This is a genomic window from Oceanobacter kriegii DSM 6294, from assembly GCF_000422845.1.
In the GTDB taxonomy this organism is placed as follows: domain Bacteria; phylum Pseudomonadota; class Gammaproteobacteria; order Pseudomonadales; family Oceanobacteraceae; genus Oceanobacter; species Oceanobacter kriegii.
Genome location: NZ_AUGV01000003.1, coordinates 530,729 through 551,523, shown reverse-complemented (window position 1 = coordinate 551,523; position 20,795 = coordinate 530,729). Strand labels below are relative to the sequence as shown.

General features: G+C 56.8%; 24 protein-coding genes. 9 read left to right on the top strand and 15 right to left on the bottom strand.

Annotated elements, in window-relative coordinates; translation table 11 throughout:
• Positions 1–12 precede the first annotated feature (12 nt).
• A complete protein-coding gene (ggt, locus tag G516_RS0102520; RefSeq protein WP_084644815.1) occupies positions 13–1,800 on the top strand; it encodes a gamma-glutamyltransferase in 1,788 nt (595 codons plus the stop codon).
• Positions 1,801–1,869: 69 nt separating this feature from the next.
• Here the strand turns inward: ggt and mutM are convergent, their stop codons facing one another.
• From mutM to radC, 4 genes are all read right to left on the bottom strand, one after another.
• Complete coding sequence (mutM, locus tag G516_RS0102515) at positions 1,870–2,694, bottom strand: bifunctional DNA-formamidopyrimidine glycosylase/DNA-(apurinic or apyrimidinic site) lyase (RefSeq protein WP_028292328.1); 825 nt, start codon at positions 2,692–2,694, stop codon at positions 1,870–1,872.
• 183 nt (positions 2,695–2,877) lie between these two features.
• Positions 2,878–3,036, bottom strand: a complete 159-nt coding sequence (rpmG, locus tag G516_RS0102510) for a 50S ribosomal protein L33 (RefSeq protein ID WP_036533854.1) — start codon at positions 3,034–3,036, stop codon at positions 2,878–2,880.
• A gap of 11 nt (positions 3,037–3,047) precedes the next feature.
• Complete coding sequence (gene rpmB / locus G516_RS0102505; RefSeq protein WP_028292326.1) at positions 3,048–3,284, bottom strand: 50S ribosomal protein L28; 237 nt, start codon at positions 3,282–3,284, stop codon at positions 3,048–3,050.
• A 215-nt stretch (positions 3,285–3,499) separates the two neighbouring features.
• The gene (radC, locus tag G516_RS0102500) at positions 3,500–4,174 is read right to left on the bottom strand and encodes a RadC family protein (protein WP_028292325.1); all 675 of its coding nucleotides are present in this window, start codon (positions 4,172–4,174) and stop codon (positions 3,500–3,502) included.
• A gap of 195 nt (positions 4,175–4,369) precedes the next feature.
• Between radC and coaBC the strand changes: the two genes are divergently transcribed.
• From coaBC to slmA, 4 genes are all read left to right on the top strand, one after another.
• Entirely contained in the window at positions 4,370–5,614 is a 1,245-nt protein-coding gene (coaBC, locus tag G516_RS0102495; RefSeq protein WP_028292324.1) for a bifunctional phosphopantothenoylcysteine decarboxylase/phosphopantothenate--cysteine ligase CoaBC, read from the top strand.
• Between the two features lie 50 nt (positions 5,615–5,664).
• Entirely contained in the window at positions 5,665–6,114 is a 450-nt protein-coding gene (gene dut, locus G516_RS0102490) for a dUTP diphosphatase (RefSeq protein ID WP_245582594.1), read from the top strand.
• 1,216 nt (positions 6,115–7,330) lie between these two features.
• Entirely contained in the window at positions 7,331–8,233 is a 903-nt protein-coding gene (gene argB, locus G516_RS0102480; RefSeq protein ID WP_028292321.1) for an acetylglutamate kinase, read from the top strand.
• A gap of 26 nt (positions 8,234–8,259) precedes the next feature.
• Positions 8,260–8,865: a nucleoid occlusion factor SlmA gene (gene slmA, locus G516_RS0102475; protein WP_028292320.1), complete on the top strand. Its 606-nt coding sequence runs from the start codon at positions 8,260–8,262 to the stop codon at positions 8,863–8,865.
• Between the two features lie 110 nt (positions 8,866–8,975).
• Here the strand turns inward: slmA and G516_RS0102470 are convergent, their stop codons facing one another.
• Complete coding sequence (locus G516_RS0102470) at positions 8,976–9,614, bottom strand: hypothetical protein (protein ID WP_028292319.1); 639 nt, start codon at positions 9,612–9,614, stop codon at positions 8,976–8,978.
• 38 nt (positions 9,615–9,652) lie between these two features.
• Positions 9,653–10,300 carry an orotate phosphoribosyltransferase gene (gene pyrE / locus G516_RS0102465; RefSeq protein WP_028292318.1) on the bottom strand — a complete coding sequence of 216 codons (648 nt, stop codon included), beginning with the start codon at positions 10,298–10,300 and terminating at the stop codon, positions 9,653–9,655.
• Between the two features lie 216 nt (positions 10,301–10,516).
• On the opposite strand from pyrE, the gene G516_RS0102460 reads away from it, so the two are divergent.
• A complete protein-coding gene (locus G516_RS0102460) occupies positions 10,517–11,290 on the top strand; it encodes an exodeoxyribonuclease III (RefSeq protein ID WP_028292317.1) in 774 nt (257 codons plus the stop codon).
• Between the two features lie 109 nt (positions 11,291–11,399).
• Here the strand turns inward: G516_RS0102460 and rph are convergent, their stop codons facing one another.
• Positions 11,400–12,116 carry a ribonuclease PH gene (gene rph / locus G516_RS0102455; protein WP_028292316.1) on the bottom strand — a complete coding sequence of 239 codons (717 nt, stop codon included), beginning with the start codon at positions 12,114–12,116 and terminating at the stop codon, positions 11,400–11,402.
• Positions 12,117–12,246: 130 nt separating this feature from the next.
• Between rph and G516_RS0102450 the strand changes: the two genes are divergently transcribed.
• The 3 genes from G516_RS0102450 to hepT are packed head-to-tail and all read left to right on the top strand — an operon-like array spanning position 12,247 to position 13,937.
• Complete coding sequence (locus tag G516_RS0102450; RefSeq protein ID WP_245582589.1) at positions 12,247–13,113, top strand: YicC/YloC family endoribonuclease; 867 nt, start codon at positions 12,247–12,249, stop codon at positions 13,111–13,113.
• 4 nt (positions 13,114–13,117) lie between these two features.
• Complete coding sequence (gene mntA / locus G516_RS0102445) at positions 13,118–13,528, top strand: type VII toxin-antitoxin system MntA family adenylyltransferase antitoxin (RefSeq protein ID WP_036533847.1); 411 nt, start codon at positions 13,118–13,120, stop codon at positions 13,526–13,528.
• The gene (gene hepT / locus G516_RS0102440; RefSeq protein WP_028292313.1) at positions 13,518–13,937 is read left to right on the top strand and encodes a type VII toxin-antitoxin system HepT family RNase toxin; all 420 of its coding nucleotides are present in this window, start codon (positions 13,518–13,520) and stop codon (positions 13,935–13,937) included. Before mntA ends, hepT begins: the two co-directional genes overlap by 11 nt.
• Before the next feature lie 17 nt (positions 13,938–13,954).
• Here hepT and G516_RS0102435 read toward each other — a convergent pair whose 3' ends face one another.
• The 8 genes from G516_RS0102435 to G516_RS0102400 form a co-directional block, all read right to left on the bottom strand.
• Positions 13,955–14,476, bottom strand: a complete 522-nt coding sequence (locus G516_RS0102435) for an NADPH-dependent FMN reductase (protein WP_028292312.1) — start codon at positions 14,474–14,476, stop codon at positions 13,955–13,957.
• Positions 14,477–14,576: 100 nt separating this feature from the next.
• A complete protein-coding gene (locus tag G516_RS20705; RefSeq protein ID WP_036533845.1) occupies positions 14,577–14,783 on the bottom strand; it encodes a HupE/UreJ family protein in 207 nt (68 codons plus the stop codon).
• A 21-nt stretch (positions 14,784–14,804) separates the two neighbouring features.
• A complete protein-coding gene (gene ureG, locus G516_RS0102425; protein ID WP_028292311.1) occupies positions 14,805–15,452 on the bottom strand; it encodes an urease accessory protein UreG in 648 nt (215 codons plus the stop codon).
• Positions 15,453–15,525: 73 nt separating this feature from the next.
• Positions 15,526–16,176, bottom strand: coding sequence for an urease accessory protein UreF (locus G516_RS0102420; protein ID WP_051218847.1), 651 nt, complete (start codon positions 16,174–16,176; stop codon positions 15,526–15,528).
• 176 nt (positions 16,177–16,352) lie between these two features.
• Positions 16,353–16,892, bottom strand: a complete 540-nt coding sequence (gene ureE, locus G516_RS20700) for an urease accessory protein UreE (RefSeq protein ID WP_036533843.1) — start codon at positions 16,890–16,892, stop codon at positions 16,353–16,355.
• Positions 16,893–16,992: 100 nt separating this feature from the next.
• Positions 16,993–19,056: an urease subunit alpha gene (gene ureC / locus G516_RS0102410; RefSeq protein WP_084644813.1), complete on the bottom strand. Its 2,064-nt coding sequence runs from the start codon at positions 19,054–19,056 to the stop codon at positions 16,993–16,995.
• 294 nt (positions 19,057–19,350) lie between these two features.
• The gene (ureA, locus tag G516_RS0102405) at positions 19,351–19,653 is read right to left on the bottom strand and encodes an urease subunit gamma (protein WP_028292308.1); all 303 of its coding nucleotides are present in this window, start codon (positions 19,651–19,653) and stop codon (positions 19,351–19,353) included.
• 109 nt (positions 19,654–19,762) lie between these two features.
• The gene (locus tag G516_RS0102400; protein ID WP_028292307.1) at positions 19,763–20,746 is read right to left on the bottom strand and encodes an urease accessory protein UreD; all 984 of its coding nucleotides are present in this window, start codon (positions 20,744–20,746) and stop codon (positions 19,763–19,765) included.
• Between the last annotated feature and the right edge of the window lie 49 nt (positions 20,747–20,795).

Genomic DNA, 20,795 nt, shown 5'->3' with positions numbered 1-20,795 from the left:
CAAGGATAGCCCATGCTCCTCTCCTCAAGGCTGCATCAGCCAACCCGAAAGCCCCTATCCCGTATCGCCCGACTGGGCACCGCACTGCTCCTTGGCAGCAGCCTGCTCGGCCTGTTGAATGCCTGCAGTAGCGAGGCCGTTCAAACAGCCCCAGCAACGCTGCCAGCCATCAATCCTGCTGCCGCAACCGGCAAGCAAGCCATCGCCAGTGCCCACCCGTTAGCCACTCAAGCCGGCATGGACGTGCTCAACGCGGGCGGTAATGCCTTTGATGCTGCCATTGCCGTGGCAGCCAGCCTTGGCGTGGTCGAGCCTTACAGCGCCGGTATCGGTGGCGGTGGTTTCTGGCTGCTGTATCAGGCCGACAGCAAGCAATACCGCTTTCTTGATGCCCGCGAAACCGCACCAGCAGCCGCCGGACGCGATTACTATCTGGATGCCAATGGAGAGGTCGTCCGCGATCGCGCCATCAACGGCCCGACCGCCGCCGGCATTCCGGGTCAGGCAGCCGCGTTTGCCTGGCTGGCCGAGCACTACGGCAAGCTGCCATTAAGCCAATCGTTAGCGCCAGCCATCCAACAAGCCAACGATGGTTTTCCTGTCTATGAACATTACCGTCGCCTGATGGGCTGGCGCCAGAGCGCCATCCAGCGATATCCGGAAAGCAGCCGCCTGTTTCTCGATAACGGTGAGATACCTGCCGTGGGTTATATGGTCAAACAGCCTGAACTGGCGCTGACGCTTAAAGCACTGGCCCAGCAAGGTCACGATGGCTTCTACAAGGGTAAAACAGCTCAGATGCTGGTAGACGGCGTTCAGCAGGCAGGTGGCGACTGGAGCTTGCAGGATTTACAGAATTATAAGGTGGTTGAGCGTGCGCCAATCCGGATCAGCGCCGGCCACGGCCAGTTTGAACTGATCAGCGCGCCGCCGCCGTCTTCCGGCGGTGTGGCACTGGGTCAGATGCTAACCATGCTGGACCAGTTCGACTGGCAAAATATGAACACGGTACAGCAGGATCATCTGTTGGCCGAAGTGATGCGTCGGGCCTATCACGACCGCGCCAAATACCTGGGTGACCCGGATTTTGTCGACGTGCCTGTGGATAACTTGCTGTCCAGAGATCACAACATTGAGTGGGCCAGCTCAATCGACCTTAACAAGGCGACCCCAAGCATCATGCTACAAGGCCCGAAAAACATCGAAGAAGGTTTTCACACTACCCATCTTTCAGTGCTGGATGCCGACGGCAATATGGTTTCCGCCACGCTGAGCATCAATCTGCCCTTTGGGTCGGCATTCACCGTACCTGGCACAGGCGTGTTGCTGAACAACGAAATGGACGACTTTTCCGCCAAGCCCGGCGAGCCTAATGCCTATGGTTTGGTCGGCGCCGAAGCCAATGCCATTGCCCCGGGCAAGCGCCCACTGTCGAGCATGAGCCCGAGCTTTCTGGTGTCCAAAGATCAAACAGCCATACTCGGCACACCGGGCGGCAGCCGCATCATCACCATGGTGTTACTGGGCAGCCTCGAAGCCATGCAAGGTAAGCCGGTCGAAGACTGGGTATCGCGCCCACGTATTCATCACCAGTATCTGCCGGACGTGATCCAGTACGAAAGCGGAGCCTTGTCTGACGAGGAAATGGCAGGCTTGCGCGCGCTGGGGCACCAGCTCAAGGACGTTGGCCGTAAGTATGGCAATATGCAGGCGATCAAGATAGATAACAACACTGGTGCAGTCAGCGCAGCAGCCGACCCACGTGGGTTGGGGCAAGCGAAGGTTGAGCAGAGAGATTAACAACCTGCAACACCAACAAAAACGCCAGCATCATGCTGGCGTTTTTTATGATTTGCCCGGCAGCACAAATCAATACTTCTGGCAGCGGGAGCAATACACAGTCGCCCGCTGACCCAGACGAATCTCTTTAAGTGGTTCTTCACACACTCGGCATGGCTTACCGCCACGACCGTACACTTGCAGCTCCTGGGCAAAATAACCGGGCTGGCCATCGCTGTTCACAAAGTCGCGCAGCGTAGTGCCGCCCTGCTCGATCGCCTTGCCCAACACCTCACGAATGCAGGCAAGCAGCTTTTCGTAGCGCGGCTTGCTGATTTTGCCCGCCTGCGCGGTCGGCCGAATACCCGCCATAAACAGGCTTTCATTGGCGTAGATGTTCCCCACCCCCACCATGGTGGCGTTGTCCATGATGAACAGCTTGATCGCCTGCTTCTTGCCACGGCTCTTGTCGTACAGGCTCTGGGCGGTCAGACCGGTTTGCTCGGGCGGCAGCAGCGGCTCTGGCCCCAGCACGGCAATCTGCTCCAGCGTGGCATCGTTCGGTTGCCACAGCAGCGCGCCAAAGCGGCGAGGGTCGTGATAGCGCAGCACCCAGCCGTTCGACAGCACCCAGTCGATATGATCGTGCAAGCGGGCGTCTTCTTCCGGCTTGACCATCCGCAACGACCCCGACATCCCCAGATGCCACACCGCAGAACCATGGTCGAAGGTCACCAGCAAATACTTGCCACGGCGATCCAGCGACACAATGGTCTTGCCGACCAACTCAGCGATTTCGTCCGCCACTGGCCAGCGCAGCTTAGGCTGGCGAATGATTACCTTTTCAATGGTCTGGCCTTTGGTCCACGGCTCGATACCGCGTTTGGTGGTTTCTACTTCGGGTAATTCAGGCATAGGCGGTCTGGTGTCTGGGGTGGAGTTGAATCGCGCATAGCGTCGGACGTCGGAGAGTCATTCTAAAGCCGTGTAGATCATAAGCAACGCCTCAGACCTCCGACGAACAGGCATAAAAAAACCCGGAAAGCCGAAGCTTACCGGGTTTTTCAAGCGTCTCTGCGAGACAGGGAGCAAGATCAATTACTTGATCTTGGCTTCCTTGTACATCACGTGCTTGCGAACAACAGGATCAAATTTTTTGATCTCCATTTTCTCAGGCATGGTGCGCTTGTTTTTGTCAGTCGTGTAGAAGTGACCAGTGCCAGCACTGGAAACCAGACGGATCTTATCGCGTGGCATGTTAGTACTCCTTAGAATTTCTCACCGCGAGCACGCAGCTCAGCCAGCACCGTGTCGATGCCTTTCTTATCGATGATGCGCATGCCCTTAGCGGATACACGCAGACGAACAAAACGCTTTTCGCTCTCTACCCAGAAGCGGTGGTATTGCAGGTTAGGCAGAAAACGGCGCTTGGTTTTGATGTTTGAGTGGGAAACGTTATTCCCGGTAACAGGACCTTTACCTGTAACCTGACAAACCTTAGACATGGATCTAGCCCCGATTCTTAACTGTATCTATCTATACTTGAATTCGTTAGCAACCGTGGGCTCGGGGAGCGATATTTCGCACCACCAGAAAGGCCCTGGCTGAAAAGAGTTGCGCTTTATACCAAACCCAATTCAGCCCCGCAAGCAGAAGTGTATTTTTTGATCGAAAAAAGCGCTTCTGGTGTGAATATTGGCCCAAACCCGATTTTTTTGCCTTATATCCAGCCTCTTTCGGCAAACGACACGGTTTCGCCATCACCAATCACCAGATGATCCAGAACCCGAATATCCACCAATCCCAATGCCTGTTGCAAACGGTCGGTAATATGGCGATCGGCCCGACTGGGTTCCGACACCCCGGACGGATGATTGTGGCCAAAAATAACGGCAGCCGCGCCACAAGCCAGCGACTGCTTGACCACTTCCCGGGGATACACCGCCGCCCCATCGATGGTGCCACGGAACAACTCCTCCGATTTGATCACCCGGTTCTGGTTGTCCAGATACAACACCACAAACACTTCGTGGCCGAGATCACGAATACAGGACGACAGATACTGGCGGGTTAAATCCGGGCTGGTGAGGGCGTTGCCGCGTTGCAGCTGTTCAGCCAGATGCCGACGGGCCATTTCCAGCACCGCCTGTAATTGGGCGAATTTGGCGTTGCCAAGCCCCATGGGTTCACAGAACCGTTCCTGGCTGGCGGTTAGCAGTGGCCGCAGGCCACCAAAGTCCTGCAACAGCTCGCGGGCCAGGTCAACGGCACTTTTGCCTTTCACCCCGGTGCGCAGAAAAATCGCCAGCAGTTCGGCGTCGGTGAGTGCCTCGGCCCCACGAGCCAACAGTTTTTCGCGCGGCCGTTCCTGCTCTGGCCAATCGGTAATTGCCATCCTGCCTCCTTGCATTATTGGCGAGGCCTACTGCCATCCATGGCATGCCCGTGAATGTCAGCGAGCCGGTTTCAGGTGCCGTTCATACTGCCATATTTTTTCGCCGTGGCAGCCGGCGCAATGGTTACATTTGGGCTGAAGCCGTCGGGCTGGGTATACTGCCGCGGTTTTTTCTTTGCTGCGGTGAATCTGGCCATGCAACAACTTGCTAACAAACGCATCCTGCTGGGCATCAGTGGTGGCATCGCTGCCTACAAATCGGCAGAGCTGGTGCGCATCCTGACCAAAGCCGGTGCTGAAGTACGCGTGGTGATGACCCAGGGCGCGCTGGAGTTTATTACGCCACTGACACTGCAAGCCCTGTCCGGCAATCCGGTGCACCACACCTTGCTGGACGAAGAAGCCGAAGCCGGTATGGGCCATATTGAATTGGCCCGCTGGGCCGATGTGATTCTGATTGCCCCGGCCACCGCCGATCTGATTGCCCGTCTGGCAGCCGGTATGGGCGACGAGCTGCTGACCACCCTGGTACTGGCCAGCAAGGCACCGGTGTTTCTGGCACCGGCCATGAACCAGCAAATGTGGGCAGCCCCGACCACTCAGGCCAATCTGCAAACCCTCGCCGACCTCAAAGGCGACGACTTTGGGTTGTTTGGCCCGGACGCCGGTGTGCAGGCCTGTGGCGACGTTGGCCCCGGTCGCATGCTGGAACCGGTCGACATTGCCGCCCTGCTGGCCAAGCGCTTTCAGGCTGGCGTGTTAACCGGCAAAAAAGTGGTCATTACCGCCGGACCTACTCGCGAAGCTCTCGACCCGGTGCGCTACATCAGCAACCACAGTTCCGGCAAAATGGGCTACGCACTGGCACAGGCCGCACTGGACGCCGGCGCTCAGGTAACCCTGATATCCGGCCCGGTGCGCATTGCCGCCCCTGATCGCGTCACTCTGGTGAATACGGTTTCCGCCCAGGACATGCTGGAAGCCTCTATGGCCTGCATGGGCGAATGCGATCTGTTTATCGCCAGTGCCGCTGTGGCCGACTACCGCCCTGCTGACGTGGCCAAACACAAGATCAAGAAAGCCGGTGACGACATTCAGATCACCCTGACCAAAAATCCGGACATCGTCGCTACCGTGGCCAACCATGAACAGCGCCCTACAACCGTGATTGGCTTCGCTGCCGAAACCAACGACGTCGACGGCTACGCCCGCGGCAAACTGGCCAGCAAGCGCCTCGACATGATCGTTGCCAACGACGTTTCACGCTCGGACATCGGCTTTAACTCCGACGACAACGCCGTCACCCTGTACAGCCGCGACGGCCATCAGGACTTTGAGCGCATGAGCAAGTCCTTGCTGGCGACCAAGTTGATACAGGCCTTTGCCGAGCGTCTGTCGAACACCCAACTTTTGCAGACTGAGCCGGACAACGGCCAGTAAAACGCAAGCGACTACCTACTTTCGAAACAGGACATTCCATCGTGCATACCATGCAATTCAAGATTCTCGACGACCGTCTGGGCAACAGCATCCCACTGCCGGAATACGCAACGCCGGGCTCCGCGGGTCTGGACCTGCGTGCCTGCATCGAAGAAGACAGCATCACCATTGAGCCGGGCCAGACCGTACTGATCCCGACTGGTATGGCGATCTACATTGAAGATCCGGGTCTGGCGGCGATGATCCTGCCGCGCTCTGGTCTGGGCCACAAACACGGTATCGTGCTGGGCAACCTGGTGGGCCTGATTGACTCCGATTACCAGGGGCAGCTGATGGTATCCTGCTGGAACCGTGGTTCCGAGGCTTTCACCCTGAACTTCGGTGAACGTCTGGCGCAGCTGGTGCTGGTGCCTGTGGTACAAGCGCAATTCCAGCAGGTGGAAGAATTCACCGCCACTGAACGCGGCGAAGGCGGCTTTGGTCATTCAGGCCGGAGTTAAGGTCTTTTCAAGGCCGCTGTTCTATCCAGAGGCTTTGCCTGTAACCAAAACCTCCCTATGACCTCTTGGGAGGTCTTACCTCCCGCCGGTCGGCATCCCTCCGCCTCGCGCTACCGGTTCGCTGTTCGTCTTCAAACGGCGACTCCTGCAAAACACGCCCGGATGCGGCATCCCTGCCTTAACCGGGCTGCTCGGCCATCCATGGCCGTACGTTTTACCCGTCTTGTTTTCATCCGGCTCACCTCAAGGCGCAAAAGCCTTGCCGCAACAACGTATTTCAGACCAGAGAACTTCTGGAACTTCCAAGCCTTCGCTTCTTTGAAAAGCGGTGTAGCGGGACCACCCCGCGCATCGAGGTGAGCTCCGAACGAGCAAAAATGAACAGGGAGGAGGGCCATGGATGGCCCGGCAGGCGATTCCGGGCAGGGATGCCCGGTTGAGCCGGCCCGTTGTTCATTCGAAGCGAGGGAGGTATCAGCGAACCGGTAGCGCAAAAGTCTTGCCGCAACAACGTATTTCAGACCAGAGAACTTCTGGAACTCCCAAAGCCTTCGCTTCTTTGAAAAGCGGTGTAGCGGGACCACCCCGCGCATCGAGGTGAGCTCCGAACGAGCAAGAATGAACAGGGCGGAGGGCCATGGATGGCCCGGCAGGCGATTCCGGGCAGGGATGCCCGGTTGAGCCGGCCCGTTGTTCATTCGACGCGAGGGAGGAACCAGCGAACCGGTAGCGCAAAGCAGGGTTTGCCCGTCCGGCCAAGGGATAAGATCCCTTAAGAGGACAGAGGCTTTGAGTCAAACCAACCGCTAGCAACTGTGCTCGGACTCAGCGCCACATAAATCCGGGCAAATCCTCAAACTCAGGCCACTCGTCATCAGACATCATTCATACGCATGGGAGGAACCAGCGAACCGGCAGCGCAAAGCGGGGTTTGCCCGTCCGGCGTAGGGGCAAGGCCCCTGAAGAGGACAAAGGCTTTGAATCAGACCAGCCGCCAGTAGCCATGCTCGGATTCAGCGTCAAATAAATCCGGGCAAGAGGCAATACCCCCTGAAGAGGACAGAGGCTTTGATAAAATCCACTCCCCTTCACGAACAACGCATCCCATTAGCAGTAACCACTAACCTCGCGCTATACTCCGCCCCCAAGAATTCGAATAACCCCGCCGAGAGGGCCGTTCCCGTCCTCTTGCCCGGCATCCAATGGAGCTTTCACCATGCCTCTGAACGGCAAAGACGCCATGAACACCGTAAACGTACTCAGCCAGGCACTGCCTTACCTGCAGCGCTTTGTTGGCAAGACCGTAGTCGTAAAATACGGCGGTAACGCCATGATCGACGAGGAGCTGAAGAACAGCTTCGCCCGCGACATGGTGATGCTGAAGCTGGTTGGTATTAACCCGATCGTGGTTCACGGCGGCGGCCCTCAGATTGGTCAGTTGCTGGAAAAGCTCAACATCGAAAGCCATTTCGTCAACGGCATGCGTGTCACCACCGAAGAAACCATGGACGTGGTGGAAATGGTGCTGGGAGGTCTGGTGAACAAGGACATCGTTAACCTGATCAACCAGAATGGCGGTAACGCCATCGGTCTGACCGGTAAGGATGGCCAGCTGCTGCGTGCTCGCAAGCTGCATGTCACCAAGCGTTCTCCGGATCTGGAAAAAGACGAGATCATCGACATCGGTCACGTCGGCGAAGTCGCCAGCATCAACGTCAAAGTGCTGAACATGCTGACCAACAGCGACTTCATCCCGGTGATTGCCCCGATTGGTGTCGGTGAAGACGGTCATTCCTACAACATCAACGCCGATCTGGTGGCTGGCAAGGTGGCCGAGGTACTGCGTGCCGAGAAGCTGATCCTGCTGACCAACATTGCTGGCCTGATGGATAAGGAAGGCAAGGTAATGACTGGCCTGACCACCACCCAGGTGGACGAGCTGATCGAAGACGGTACGATTTACGGCGGTATGCTGCCAAAAATTCGCTGCGCGCTGGACGCGGTTCACGCAGGTGTAACAAGCTCGCATATCATTGACGGTCGCGTTGCCCACTCCACCCTGCTGGAGCTGTTCACCGATGAAGGTGTGGGCACCCTGATTACCAACCGCAAAAACTGATAGCACACGCGCTTAAAGGAGGCACGATGGCGGAGGATAAGCTGTCCCGCAGAGATCAGATTTTACAGGCTCTGGTGCATATGCTGGAAACCCAACCGGGTGCGCGTATCACCACCGCCAACCTGGCCAAGGAGGTCGGTGTTTCTGAAGCCGCCCTGTACCGTCATTTTCCCAGCAAGGCGAAAATGTTCGAGGGCCTGATCAGCTTTATTGAAGAGACCATTTTCAGCCGTATCAACCGCATCTTGCAGGATGTTGATGCGGCCGAAGATCGCTGTGAGCACACCCTGATGCTGGTGCTGACGTTCGCCGAGCGCAACCCTGGCATGTGCCGGTTGTTGTCGGGTGATGCCCTGGCAGGTGAAACCGAACGCCTGAGAGACCGCATCCAACAGCTGTTCGAACGACTGGAAACCCAGTTCAAGCAGATTCTGCGCGAAGCAGAGATGCGCGAAGACAAGTTGCCAGCCCAAACCGCCAGTTCTCTGGCAAACTTGCTGACCGCGGTGCTGGAAGGTCGTATTCGTCAGTATGTGCGTACCGGTTTCAAGCAGAAGCCAACCACGTACTGGGATGAGCAATGGCCGCTGCTGAAAAGCCAGCTGCTGCGCGAAAAGCGCATTCCGGCCTGATCGGCTGACCAGCTACACAAACAAAAAAGCAGCCGTTTCAGGCTGCTTTTTTGTTTCCGGCGCGTTGATATCTTGGGACCTGGCGATCCTGCTAATACCTGTCCAAGGTATCAACGGGTCTGAAAGGCGCGATCGACGCGGTCAAAATCCACGTCTTCGTACAAGGTGCCCGCCGGATACACTTGCAGAATGCGCAACCGCTCGTACTGCTCGGCGTATTCACGGGTGATGCGGCCAAATTCGGACTGACGGTCACGGATGTCACGACGGAACTCATTCTGGGCCGAGACAATCTCATCGACTTCCCCCTGAATGTCTTCCGGAACCGGCAGGTTGTCCTTGGTATAACGGCCGGCAGTTGCCTGAGCCGAGCGCAGCTTTTCCTCCAGACCATCAATCCGGCGACGCAACAGGGCAATGTAGGTGTTGATCTCTTCGGTCTTGCGCTGGCGCGCCCGCTCGACGTCTGCCGGCTTTTCATACAGTCGCAGCAGTTTCAGGTCTTCCGCCTGCTGCTGTTCCATACGGGTTTTGCGGGCCGCGGCTGCGGACTCATTGGCCTTTATCTCGGCCAACTCTTCCGGCGTTGGCGCTGGCGGTACCGACTCCAGCAGCATGCCGCTGGAGTTGAGCACGTCATACCCCATGCCGGTGTATTCCACCGGAATATGATCTTTAAGGATGATCCGGCCATCCACTTCAAAGCGGTACAGCCGGGCGGCCTCCGCTGGAAGCACCCAAATGGACATTGCTATCAGGCACACACACCAGCGGACTGGCTTCATCGTTACTTCACTCCATACTGAGCCCGGTAGGCTTCGATCGCATCAGCGTATTGTTTCAGTGAATCCTGCCCTGAAACGAAGTCCAGAACCTGGTTCAGGTTCACAATACTGACGACTTCAATACCGAAATCGCGTTCGACTTCCTGAATCGCACTCAGTTCACCCTGACCTTTTTCCTGACGATCCAGCGCAATCAGAGCAGCCGCAGCCTTGGCTTCAGGAGCCGCTTCGATCATAGCCATCACTTCACGAATGGCCGTACCGGCAGTGATCACGTCATCGACGATCACTACGCGACCCTCCAAAGCAGCACCCACCAGGTTGCCGCCTTCGCCGTGGGTCTTGGCTTCCTTGCGGTTAAAGACGTACGGTACGTCTTTGCCATAGTCGTTGGACAGCGCCACGGTCATGGTCGCAGCCAAAGGAATGCCTTTGTAAGCCGGGCCAAACACCACGTCGTATTCAACACCGGAGTCTTCCAGTGCAGCGGCATAAAAACGACCCAGTTTGGCCAGCGCACCACCGGTTTTGAACATGCCGGCGTTGAAGAAATACGGGCTGGTTCGGCCAGATTTGAGGGTGAATTCACCAAATTTAAGCACGCCTTGCTGAATGGCAAACTCAATAAATTCTTGCTGATACGCTTTCATAAATTATCCTGAACCAGTACAAACGAGCGGGCTGGCCGCTCAAGAGAAAAACAAGACACAACACCGGAAGCCTGTACTGACCAATGCTGCCATTCGCAGTAGTATCAACGACTTGTAACCTTTGGTCATGGCTATCATGACACTGTGGCAAAGTCTGGCATACCTGCGTTCGAGATGATGCGGTATGATACACGCTTCACTAGCTGGGAACCACGTATGCGAGTTATCACTTTACAGGTAGACGGATTACAACAGGCGGTCGACAAGGGCCTGTACACCTGGTTGGCCATGGCCGATGCGGATGTTGTCACCATCCAGAATCTGCGCGCCAAGGAATACCAACTCTCGGATGACGTGGTCTACCCAAAAGACTTCAACGCATACTTTTTTGATGCGGAAGCCGATGAGTACTCCGGTGTTGCCATCCTCACCAAAGACGTACCCAAAGCCATCATGACCGGGCTGGCGTTTCCGCAGTGCGATATTCAGGGCCGTTATATCCAGGCCGATTTCCCGCACGTCAGCGTTGGCTCGATTCTGTTCCCGACGGTCGATGCCCACAACAGCCTGGAAGACAAACTGGCGTTCCAGAAGTCGTTCCTTGAGCATTTGCAGAAAAGCCGTCGCAAACGTCGTGAATTCATCATTTGCGGTAACTTCGAAGCGGCTCACAAAACCATCGACCTGGCCGACTGGCAGGCCAACCAGGAAACCCCGGGCTTCCTGCCGGAAGAACGTGCCTGGTTCGACCAGATCTTCGGCCCGGTGGGTTATGTAGACGCCTTCCGTGAAGCCAACTTCGGTGAAAACCAGTTCACCTGGTGGCCGGACGAAGAAAGCGCCCGTCGCAACCAGAACGGCTGGCGCAAGGACTACCAGATTTGCAGCCCGAACATCCGTCAGTACGTGGTGGACGCCAAGATCGACACCAACCTGCAATTCGGTGACCACGCTGCCGTAATGGTGGAATACGAGTTCGACGAAGAATAATCCGGCTTCCCGGCCCGGATTGTTACTGCTAACGAATTCCCACAAAAAAGCCCGCGAACATCGCGGGCTTTTTTGGTTTTCACGGCGCTGAATAGCCCTGAAAAATGAATCAGCCGTTCAGAGCCGCAATCTGCAAATCGGAAATTTCGTTGATGCCTTTTTCCGCCAACTCCAGCATGGCGTTCAATTCAGCGCGGGTGAAGGTATCGCCTTCGGCCGTACCCTGAACTTCCACAAAGCCGCCGTTGGCGTCCATGATCACGTTCATATCGGTTTCAGCGTCGGAGTCTTCCGGGTAATCCAGATCCAGTACCGGCTCACCCTTGTAGATACCCACAGACACCGCGGCAATCATCTTCTTCAGCGGCTCGCCTTTCACCTTGCCGTTTTTCTTCAGCCACTCAATCGCATCCACCAGCGCCACACAAGCACCGGTGATGGACGCCGTGCGGGTGCCGCCATCGGCCTGAATCACGTCACAGTCGATGGTGATGGTGTTTTCACCCAAGGCCTTCAGGTCGACCGCCGCACGCAAGGAACGGCCAATCAGGCGGGATATTTCCACCGTACGGCCCTGCTGCTTGCCCTTGGCCGCTTCGCGGATCATGCGAGAACCGGTTGAACGTGGCAGCATGCCGTATTCCGCGGTTACCCAGCCCTGACCTTTGCCACGTAGGAACGGTGGTACATTGGTATCGGCACTGGCGGTACAAATCACTTTGGTATCGCCGAATTCCACCAGCACAGAACCTTCCGCATGCTTGGTGTAGTTGCGGGTAATCTTCACTTCGCGAAGTTGATCGAGAGCGCGACCGCTGGGTCTCATAGGGAATCCTCTTTCTGTGCCAATAGTTTTCAGGCGGGCATTATAACGACATAGCCGTGGGGTCTGGCCACCGTTACAATCAGGGAAAACGAATGCCAATCAATAAACGGGGAACACGATGGTTCACAGCATGACCGCTTTCGCACGCCAGCAGGCTGAAACACCCGCCGGACAAGTGATCTGGGAGATTCGTTCGGTCAACCATCGTTATCTGGAGCCTCACTTCCGCCTGCCGGACAGTTTCCGCGAACTGGAAACCCGCCTGCGCGACGCCATCAAGAAGCACCTTAACCGCGGCAAGGTAGAATGCACCCTGCGCCTGCAAGGGGTACAGCAACAGGACGAATTGAAGCTGAACCAGGCGCTACTGGGACAACTCAACACGGTATTGGCCAATGCCGCTGAGCAAGTCCCCACTGCCACTCCGGCCAACCTGCTGGAGATTCTGAAATGGCCCGGCGTACTGGAAACGGACCAGCCGGATGCCAAAGCCGTGCAACAAGCCACCTTGCAAGCGTTCAACGCGGCACTGCAAGCGCTTGCCGAAGTGCGCGCCAATGAAGGCGCCAGCCTCGCCGATATGATCCAGAGCCGTCTGGACACCATGAGCGAATTGGTGAATCAGGCCGACCAGCACATGCCGGAAGCCCTTGCCGCCCAGCGCCAGCAACTGCAAACCCGACTGGCCGACATGCTGGATAACCTGGAGCAGAATCCGGCCGCCAGCGAACGACTGGAGCAGGAAATGGTAATCCTGGCCCAGAAAGCCGACGTCGCCGAAGAAATCGACCGCCTGCGCACCCACATCAAGGAAGTGAACGCCATCCTTAAACGCAAGGAACCGATTGGCCGCCGCCTCGACTTTATGATGCAGGAGCTCAATCGCGAAGCGAATACGCTGTCGTCGAAATCACTGACCAGCACCATGACCGGCATTGCCGTGGAGCTGAAAGTGCTGATCGAACAGATGCGCGAGCAAGTGCAGAATATTGAGTGATCCAATGACGGATATCGGCGCCCGCATTCCTTCCATCCTTGTACTGATCCGCCAACAGGTTCCGGATTTACTGGCGGTCTATGGTTTTGGCAGCCAGTTTAACGGAACCGCTGGCGCCGACAGCGATCTGGATCTTGCGGTACTGGTTGCGGGCAAAGCCGATACCTTGCAGCTGTGGCAGGTATCTTCTGAGCTGGCCGAACTGGCCGGTTGTGATGTCGACTTGCTGGATTTGCGAGCGGCCTCAACCGTGATGCAGTATCAGATCATCACCCAGGGCGAGCGACTCTGGCAGCTGGACCATCAGGCCGGTGTTTACGAGAGCTTTATCCTCAGCGCCAAAACCGAACTGGACGAAGCCCGCGCCGGGCTACTCAAGGACATTCAACAACGAGGCAGCGTCTATGGCCGATGATGTGCTGATCAACAAAGCCGCAACGATCGAGCGTTGCGTTGGCCGGGTTCAGGAAGAATACGAAGCCGACAAAGCCAATTTTGCCACCAACTATTCCCGTCAGGATGCCGCCATTCTCAACATCCAGCGCGCCTGTGAAGCGGCCATTGATATGGGCCAGCACCTGATTCGCCGTGAAAAACTTGGCGTACCCCAAGGCTCCCGCGACGTCTTCAAACTGCTGGAGCAAGGTCAGTGGATTACCGCCGATATCGCCGACGTAATGAAACGCATGGTCGGCTTCCGAAACATTGCAGTACACGACTATCAGACCCTGCAACTGCCCATCACCGTTGCCGTCATTGAAAAGCACCTAACGGACTTTCTGTCCTTCAGCCAGTGCATTCTGCAAAAAGATGCTGAATCCTGAGGCGTTCACCGTGTTGCTCAGCGATCGCTGAGCACCGCCAAAAACCGCTCCAGACCACCAAGCAGCTGTGCCTGTTGTTCTGGCTGTTGCGCGATATCCAGCCCCGTACCCTTTCCAAGCAGCGCCAGCTCAACGCAGGCATCGTCAATGATATTGGCCGACATGGTGGTGAGGATTTCGCGAGTGCTATCCAACGCATGATGGGCACGTGGCGAGGTATTGATCAGCATCACGGGCTTTTGATAAAACGCCGGGCTGCTGACCATCCAGTCGAGGGCATTTTTCAACACACCGCTGATGCCGTGGGCGTATTCCGGTGAGGCAATCACCAACCCATCGGCAGCCTCTAACTGTTCGAGCAATCGGGCAACTGCCTCAGGCAGATCGTGCTCAAGGTCGGGGTTAAACAACGGCAACGCGGCCAATCTGGCCCACTGAAACCCGACGTGCGGCGCGGCAAGTGATTCAGTCGCCTGTAACGCTGCGCGGTTCTGTGAATACCTGCGCAGGCTGCCACACAAAGCCAACAGTTCCGCCATTCAATCCTCCTTATCGAACAGACAGCAAATAAAAAGCCCCGCATGTATATCACGGGGCTGTGTCTCTGACTCGGTATTCCGAAGTGGTCTATTTCAAGGCTTACTCAGAGTCAGACTGGCCGATTTTACGCATCACGTAACCCGCGGCGGCTGCGACCACAACGATGGTCAGCAGGTGATCCGGGCTGGAAATAAAGTGCACCAGACCGGCCAACAGGTTAGTGCTTTCATGGCCGTCGTGCGCCATCGCCATCACAGGAGTAACTGCCGCTGCCGCAACGACGGCCTTTTTGATCAGGTGTTTCATGGTCTGTCCTTATAAAAGAAATTAAACAACCGCTTTGGCTGGCGGGATCTGTTTGGATTCCAGCATACCTTCGCTGATGATGAAATTGATGATGTCATCCATACCTTCGGCTTTCTTCAGGTTGGAGAATACGAACGGGCGTTCGCCACGCATCTTTTTGGCATCGCGATCCATCACTTCCAGTGAGGCACCCACAATTGGCGCCAGGTCGGTCTTGTTGATGATCAGCAAATCAGATTTGGTAATACCCGGGCCGCCTTTGCGCGGAATCTTGTCGCCTGCGGAAACGTCGATCACGTAGATGGTCAGGTCAGACAGCTCCGGGCTGAAGGTAGCGCTGAGGTTGTCACCGCCGCTTTCAACGAATACCACGTCCAGCTCGCCGTGACGCTTACGCAGCTCATCAATGGCAGCCAGGTTCATGGAGGCATCTTCACGAATGGCCGTATGCGGACAGCCGCCGGTTTCCACACCCATGATGCGGTCGGCACTGAGGGCTTCGTTGCGGGTCAGGAATTCGGCATCTTCCTTGGTGTAGATGTCGTTGGTTACCACGGCAATGTCGTAGTGCTCACGCAGCGCTGCACAGAGGGAGCGCAGCAGCGCGGTCTTGCCTGAGCCTACCGGGCCACCCACGCCAACGCGCAGGGTTTGTTTTGGTTTAGTCATTCTTTTCCCTATCCAATCATCTTTGGGATACCTGAGAGCGTTATGAGCGATGTAAGTACCCGCGCAATGGCTCTCAGCTTCGAAATAGTCGTGTGTACATATGCTCATGCTTGCTGCTGGCAATCGCCAGACCCGGCAAACCAGCACCAATATCGTCTTCTTCCACCAGCGCCGCTGCGGCAATGGCGGTGGATAACTCTGGTTGCAGCTCAACCAGTAACTGCTGTGCCTGGGTCTGACCCAGCGGCACCAGCTTGGTGGCGGCAGCAATCTGGTTTTCCAGCCACGACCACAAAAAGCCGTTAGCCGCTGATGGGTAATCAATGCCCCAGCGGCTGGCGGCCACACCAAACAGCACCACAAAGCTGACGTCTTCGCTCGACTCGAACGGCTGTTCAAGATCCAGACTGTTCATCAAGCGCACCAGCGCTTCGCCCATGGCAGTGTCGGTCAAACGTAATTCCTTCGTTTCCCGGCAAGCCAGAATCAGGTTATTCAACTCACGCAGCCGGGCTTCCTGCTGACCTTTATCCACAAGCTCACAAGCATCCATCACCCGTTTGAGTACCGGTACATCGGTAGAGCACAGGCCCAGATGCAGCTGCTCCCGCGCCCATTCGGCAACTTGTGGTGCCTTGCGAATCCAGCCGGTTTCGATGGCGTATTCAAGGCCATGGGAAAAGGCGAAGCCGCCGACCGGCAAGCTCACCGAAGACAGGTGCATTAGCCGGACAAGTTGCAGGCCAGCTGCACTCGTTGGCTCAGGAGCTATCTGCGTTGGCTCAGCTGTGTTGTCTGTTGCTTCGATACGCTCATTTAACATCAGTAAACTCCGCTATCTCATTAACAGACGCCTTGCTGAGCCTGCCTCGATAACGTTCCTGCTTGGCAGCCCAACTATCAGTGCTCATGGTCGTGTGAGTGGTCATGGCTATGCGAATGGCCGTGGTCATGAGAGTGGCTGTGCCCGTGCGAATGATCATCATCATGGCCATGGGAATGCCCACCGAGGCCTTTGAAGTAAGCGCCATTCTCGGGAACGAACACCGCTTCCTTACGGCTGATATTCAGCTCCAGCAGCTCCAGCATTTGTTCTAACACGTGATCAGGAGTGATACGCAGCCACTTATCGCCCACCTGCAACTTCACATGGCGGTTGCCGAGGTGATAACAGGCACGGGCAAAGGTGTGCCAGTCGTCGCAAGTGGCTTCGGTGACCGGCTCCGGCGCACCCTGTACCTGAATGATCTTGCCGCAATGAGACTTCAGGTATTCGCCCACCAGCAGGGCTTTGCCGCGCTCCAGGAATACCCGCACTTCCTCGCCATCGGTACTGGTCAGTTTCAACCGACCACGGTCGCGTTGTTCGTGGGTCAGGCAGACCGTGGCGTAAACCGGGCCTGAGGCTTCAGTCCCCAGACGTTCATAAATTTCCAGCATGGATTTCTCCGTATCGGAGGCAAGCCTCCTCCTACAACGATGACTTATCCGACCTCGTTCCCACGCTCCGCGTGGTAACGGTTTGGCCAAAACAGCTCAATTAAAACAGGTTATACAACTGAGCTAACGGCAGTTCGGTAGCCGGTTCGCAGGTAAGCAGCTCACCATCGGCGCGTACTTCATAGGTTTGCGGGTCGACGGTGATGGTTGGCTGCCAGTCGTTCAGCACCATGTCTTTCTTGCCGATGTTGCGGGTGTTTTTACAGGCCACCAGCGTACGGTTAATGCCCAGCTGTTCGGCAATGCCGTTGTCGAGCGCAGCCTGGCTGACAACCGTAAATGAGGTTTTCGCAGCAGCTTTGCCGTGGGCACCAAACATCGGTCGGTAATGCACCGGCTGTGGGGTCGGAATCGAGGCGTTCGGGTCGCCCATTGGCGCGGCAGCGATCATGCCACCCTTGATGATCATCGACGGCTTGGTGGCGAAAAACGCCGGTTTCCACAGCACCAGATCCGCCAGCTTGCCCGGCTCAATGGAGCCTACTTCATGGCTGACGCCATGGGCAATCGCCGGGTTGATGGTGTACTTGGCGATATAGCGACGGGCGCGGAAGTTATCGGTGCCGCATTCTTCGTCTTCCGGCAGCAGCCCAAACTGCACTTTCATTTTGTGCGCCGTCTGCCAGGTGCGAGTCACCACTTCCCCAACACGGCCCATGGCCTGGGAGTCGGAAGAGATCATCGAAAACGCACCGCGGTCGTGGAAGATGTCTTCGGCAGCGATGGTTTCCTTACGGATACGGGAGTCGGCAAACGCCACGTCTTCCGGGATGGTGCTGTCGAGGTGGTGACACACCATCAGCATGTCGAGGTGTTCATCAACGGTGTTAACCGTATACGGACGGGTCGGGTTGGTCGATGACGGCAATACGTTCGGGTAAGCACAGGCGCGGATAATGTCCGGCGCGTGGCCGCCACCGGCACCTTCGGTGTGGTAGGTGTGGATCACCCGATCCTTGAAAGCGCCAATGGTGTCGTCGACAAAGCCGGATTCATTCAGAGTGTCGGTGTGAATCGCCACCTGCACGTCGTATTTTTCCGCCACACTCAGGCAGCAGTCGATGGCCGCAGGCGTGGTGCCCCAGTCTTCGTGCAGCTTCAGGCCACAGGCACCGGCTTCCAGTTGTTCTTCCAGCGACTCTGGCAGTGACGCATTGCCCTTACCCAAAAAGCCGAAGTTCATTGGCAAATCGTCGGTGCTCTGAATCATCTTGCCGATGTACCAGGGACCGGAGGTGCAGGTTGTAGCGTTGGTGCCGGTGGCCGGGCCGGTGCCACCACCAATCATGGTGGTGACGCCGCTCATCAGGGCTTCTTCGACTTGCTGCGGGCAAATAAAGTGAATATGGGCATCGATGCCGCCGGCGGTCAGGATCGATCCTTCGCCAGCAATTACCTCAGTGCCCGGGCCAACAATGATATCGACATTGGCTTGTACGTCCGGGTTACCGGCCTTGCCGACACGGACAATACGCCCTTCCTTGATACCCACATCGCCTTTGACCACGCCCCAGTGATCCAGAATCACGGCGTTGGTGATCACCAGATCCATCGCCCCTTCGGAGCCATCGGACGGGTGATTCACAATCTGGCTCTGACCCATGCCATCGCGGATGACCTTGCCGCCACCGAACTTCACTTCATCGCCGTAGACGGTGAAGTCTCTCTCAACCTGAATCCACAGCTCGGTGTCTCCCAAACGTACCTTGTCACCCACGGTTGGGCCGAACATCTGGGCGTAGGCAGTACGATCCATTTTGGCAGTAACGGTCGATTCATCAGCGCCTTCAGCAGCGCCAACCGAGCCCATCACATCACCGCGGAAGCCGTAGATTTCACGCTTGCCAGCAAACTCCACCAGCTCGACTTCGCGGCCCTGACCCGGCTCAAAACGCACCGCAGTACCAGAGGCGATGTTGAGGTGAAAGCCCTTGGCAGCGTCGCGATCGAAACTCAACGCCGGATTGGTTTCGGCAAAGTGATAGTGGGAACCGACCTGAATCGGACGGTCACCGGTATTTTCAACACGCAGCTTGAGGGTCTTGCGACCGGCGTTTAATTCAATCTCGCCGCTGGCGGCTTGTACTTCACCTGGAATGAACATGGAAGCTCCTTAATATTCTGGCGTCTGGCGTCTGGCGTCTGGCGTCTGGCGTCTGGCGAAAATTATTTGAATCTCTGGCAGGCCAACAAGCTCCAAACACCCGTATCCTGACACCCGACCAGCTGTTGGGCGGGGCCCAACCTACAATTTATTCGAGCGATTTTGGGGCGGTCGTAGGTCGGAAAAGCGCAGCGCCTTCCGACATCGATTGTGTCGGATGGCATTCGCTTCGCTCACTTATCCGACCTACAACTGCGTCAGACGTCTGGCTTCAGACATCCGACGTCCAGCGAGTTAACAAATTGGCTCGTGAACCGTCACCAACTTGGTCCCATCTGGGAACGTCGCTTCCACCTGCACTTCGTGGATCAACTCCGGCACGCCATCCATCACCTGATCGGCGGTCAGCAGGGTTTTGCCGTAGCCCATCAATTCGGCCACGGTTTTGCCGTCACGGGCGCCTTCCATGATTTCCATGGTGATGTAGGCCACCGCTTCCGGGTAATTCAGCTTGAGGCCACGGTTCAGGCGGCGCTCGGCCAGCAAGGCTGCGGTAAACACCAGCAGCTTGTCTTTCTCTCTTGGCAACAGTTCCATAGAGCCCTCGTTGTTATTTCATTTCGGGTCGCCCCGAGCCGTTACCACGCAGGAGCGTGGGAACGAGTTAATCGCGCCCGACGCCAGACACCTGACGCCAGACTTTAAATCACGTCGCCCAAATCCTCGGCGGACAGGCGCTTCTGTTCAGTAACAGAGGTCGAATCCGAGCCCAGCATTCGACGAACAGGTTGCGGGCCTGTTCGGAGCATGAACCCAGATAGCGAACAATCAGAAAATCGTGGTTCAGGGTAACGCCAGCTAACGCCTGTGAGTCGCGGGCGTTCCAGCCATCACACAGGTCACGCAGCTCATCCATCAAGGCTTCGGTAATCTGAGCGTTACTACCTGAATCATTATCAACCGAACCACTGTCGAACGGCCCGGCCACCATCATGCCGCTGATCGGCCGATTTTTGAGGCCGCTGTTGGCACTCAGCATGGCCTGCTGGCCCTTGCTATTCGCACCAATCACCAGCCGTTCACGCAGACACAGCTTGCCATCACGATAGATGTTCAGGGTTTGATTCAGGGCACTGTCGGCGTTGAACAACGCACATTGCGCGGGCAATCCCAGGCTGGTGACGTCCCAACCGATATAACGAGCGTTACCCTGAAGGTTCACTCGGGTATCCAGTTTGGTCACGGCACCCGGATAGATAATGGCTTCCAATGGCAGCCATTCCAGCGAAGCGTTGGCAGCGACGTTGAATTCAATGATCTGATGTTGCAGGGTTTTGTCACCCCGAGCGCGGTATACGCGGCCTGCCCCCGGCGTGGTAATCAGCGCCTGTGCCTGCTCGCCGAGGTTGGCGCCAATGGCAAGCGTATCGCCAGACACCATGCCACCCGGCGGGTGCAGCAGATACAGGTGCGCCAGTTCACGACCTTCGGGGTAAAACGGCTTTTGAATGTACAGAGGCCCCTGATGGGACTTTGTTTTCAGAACGGAGCCACGGGCGGTAGACTCGATGCCCAGAGTCAAAGAGGCATCCCAGCGGGATGCTTGCGTGGTTGCGTCGCCGTGATTTACCGGGCTGTCCGTCTGATTGTCAGGCTGGGCCTGCGTCGTCGATGAGACGGCGAGGTTCATGCAAATCGCTCCTTGTTACGGCTGGGCTGATGATTCAGGCCACACAATG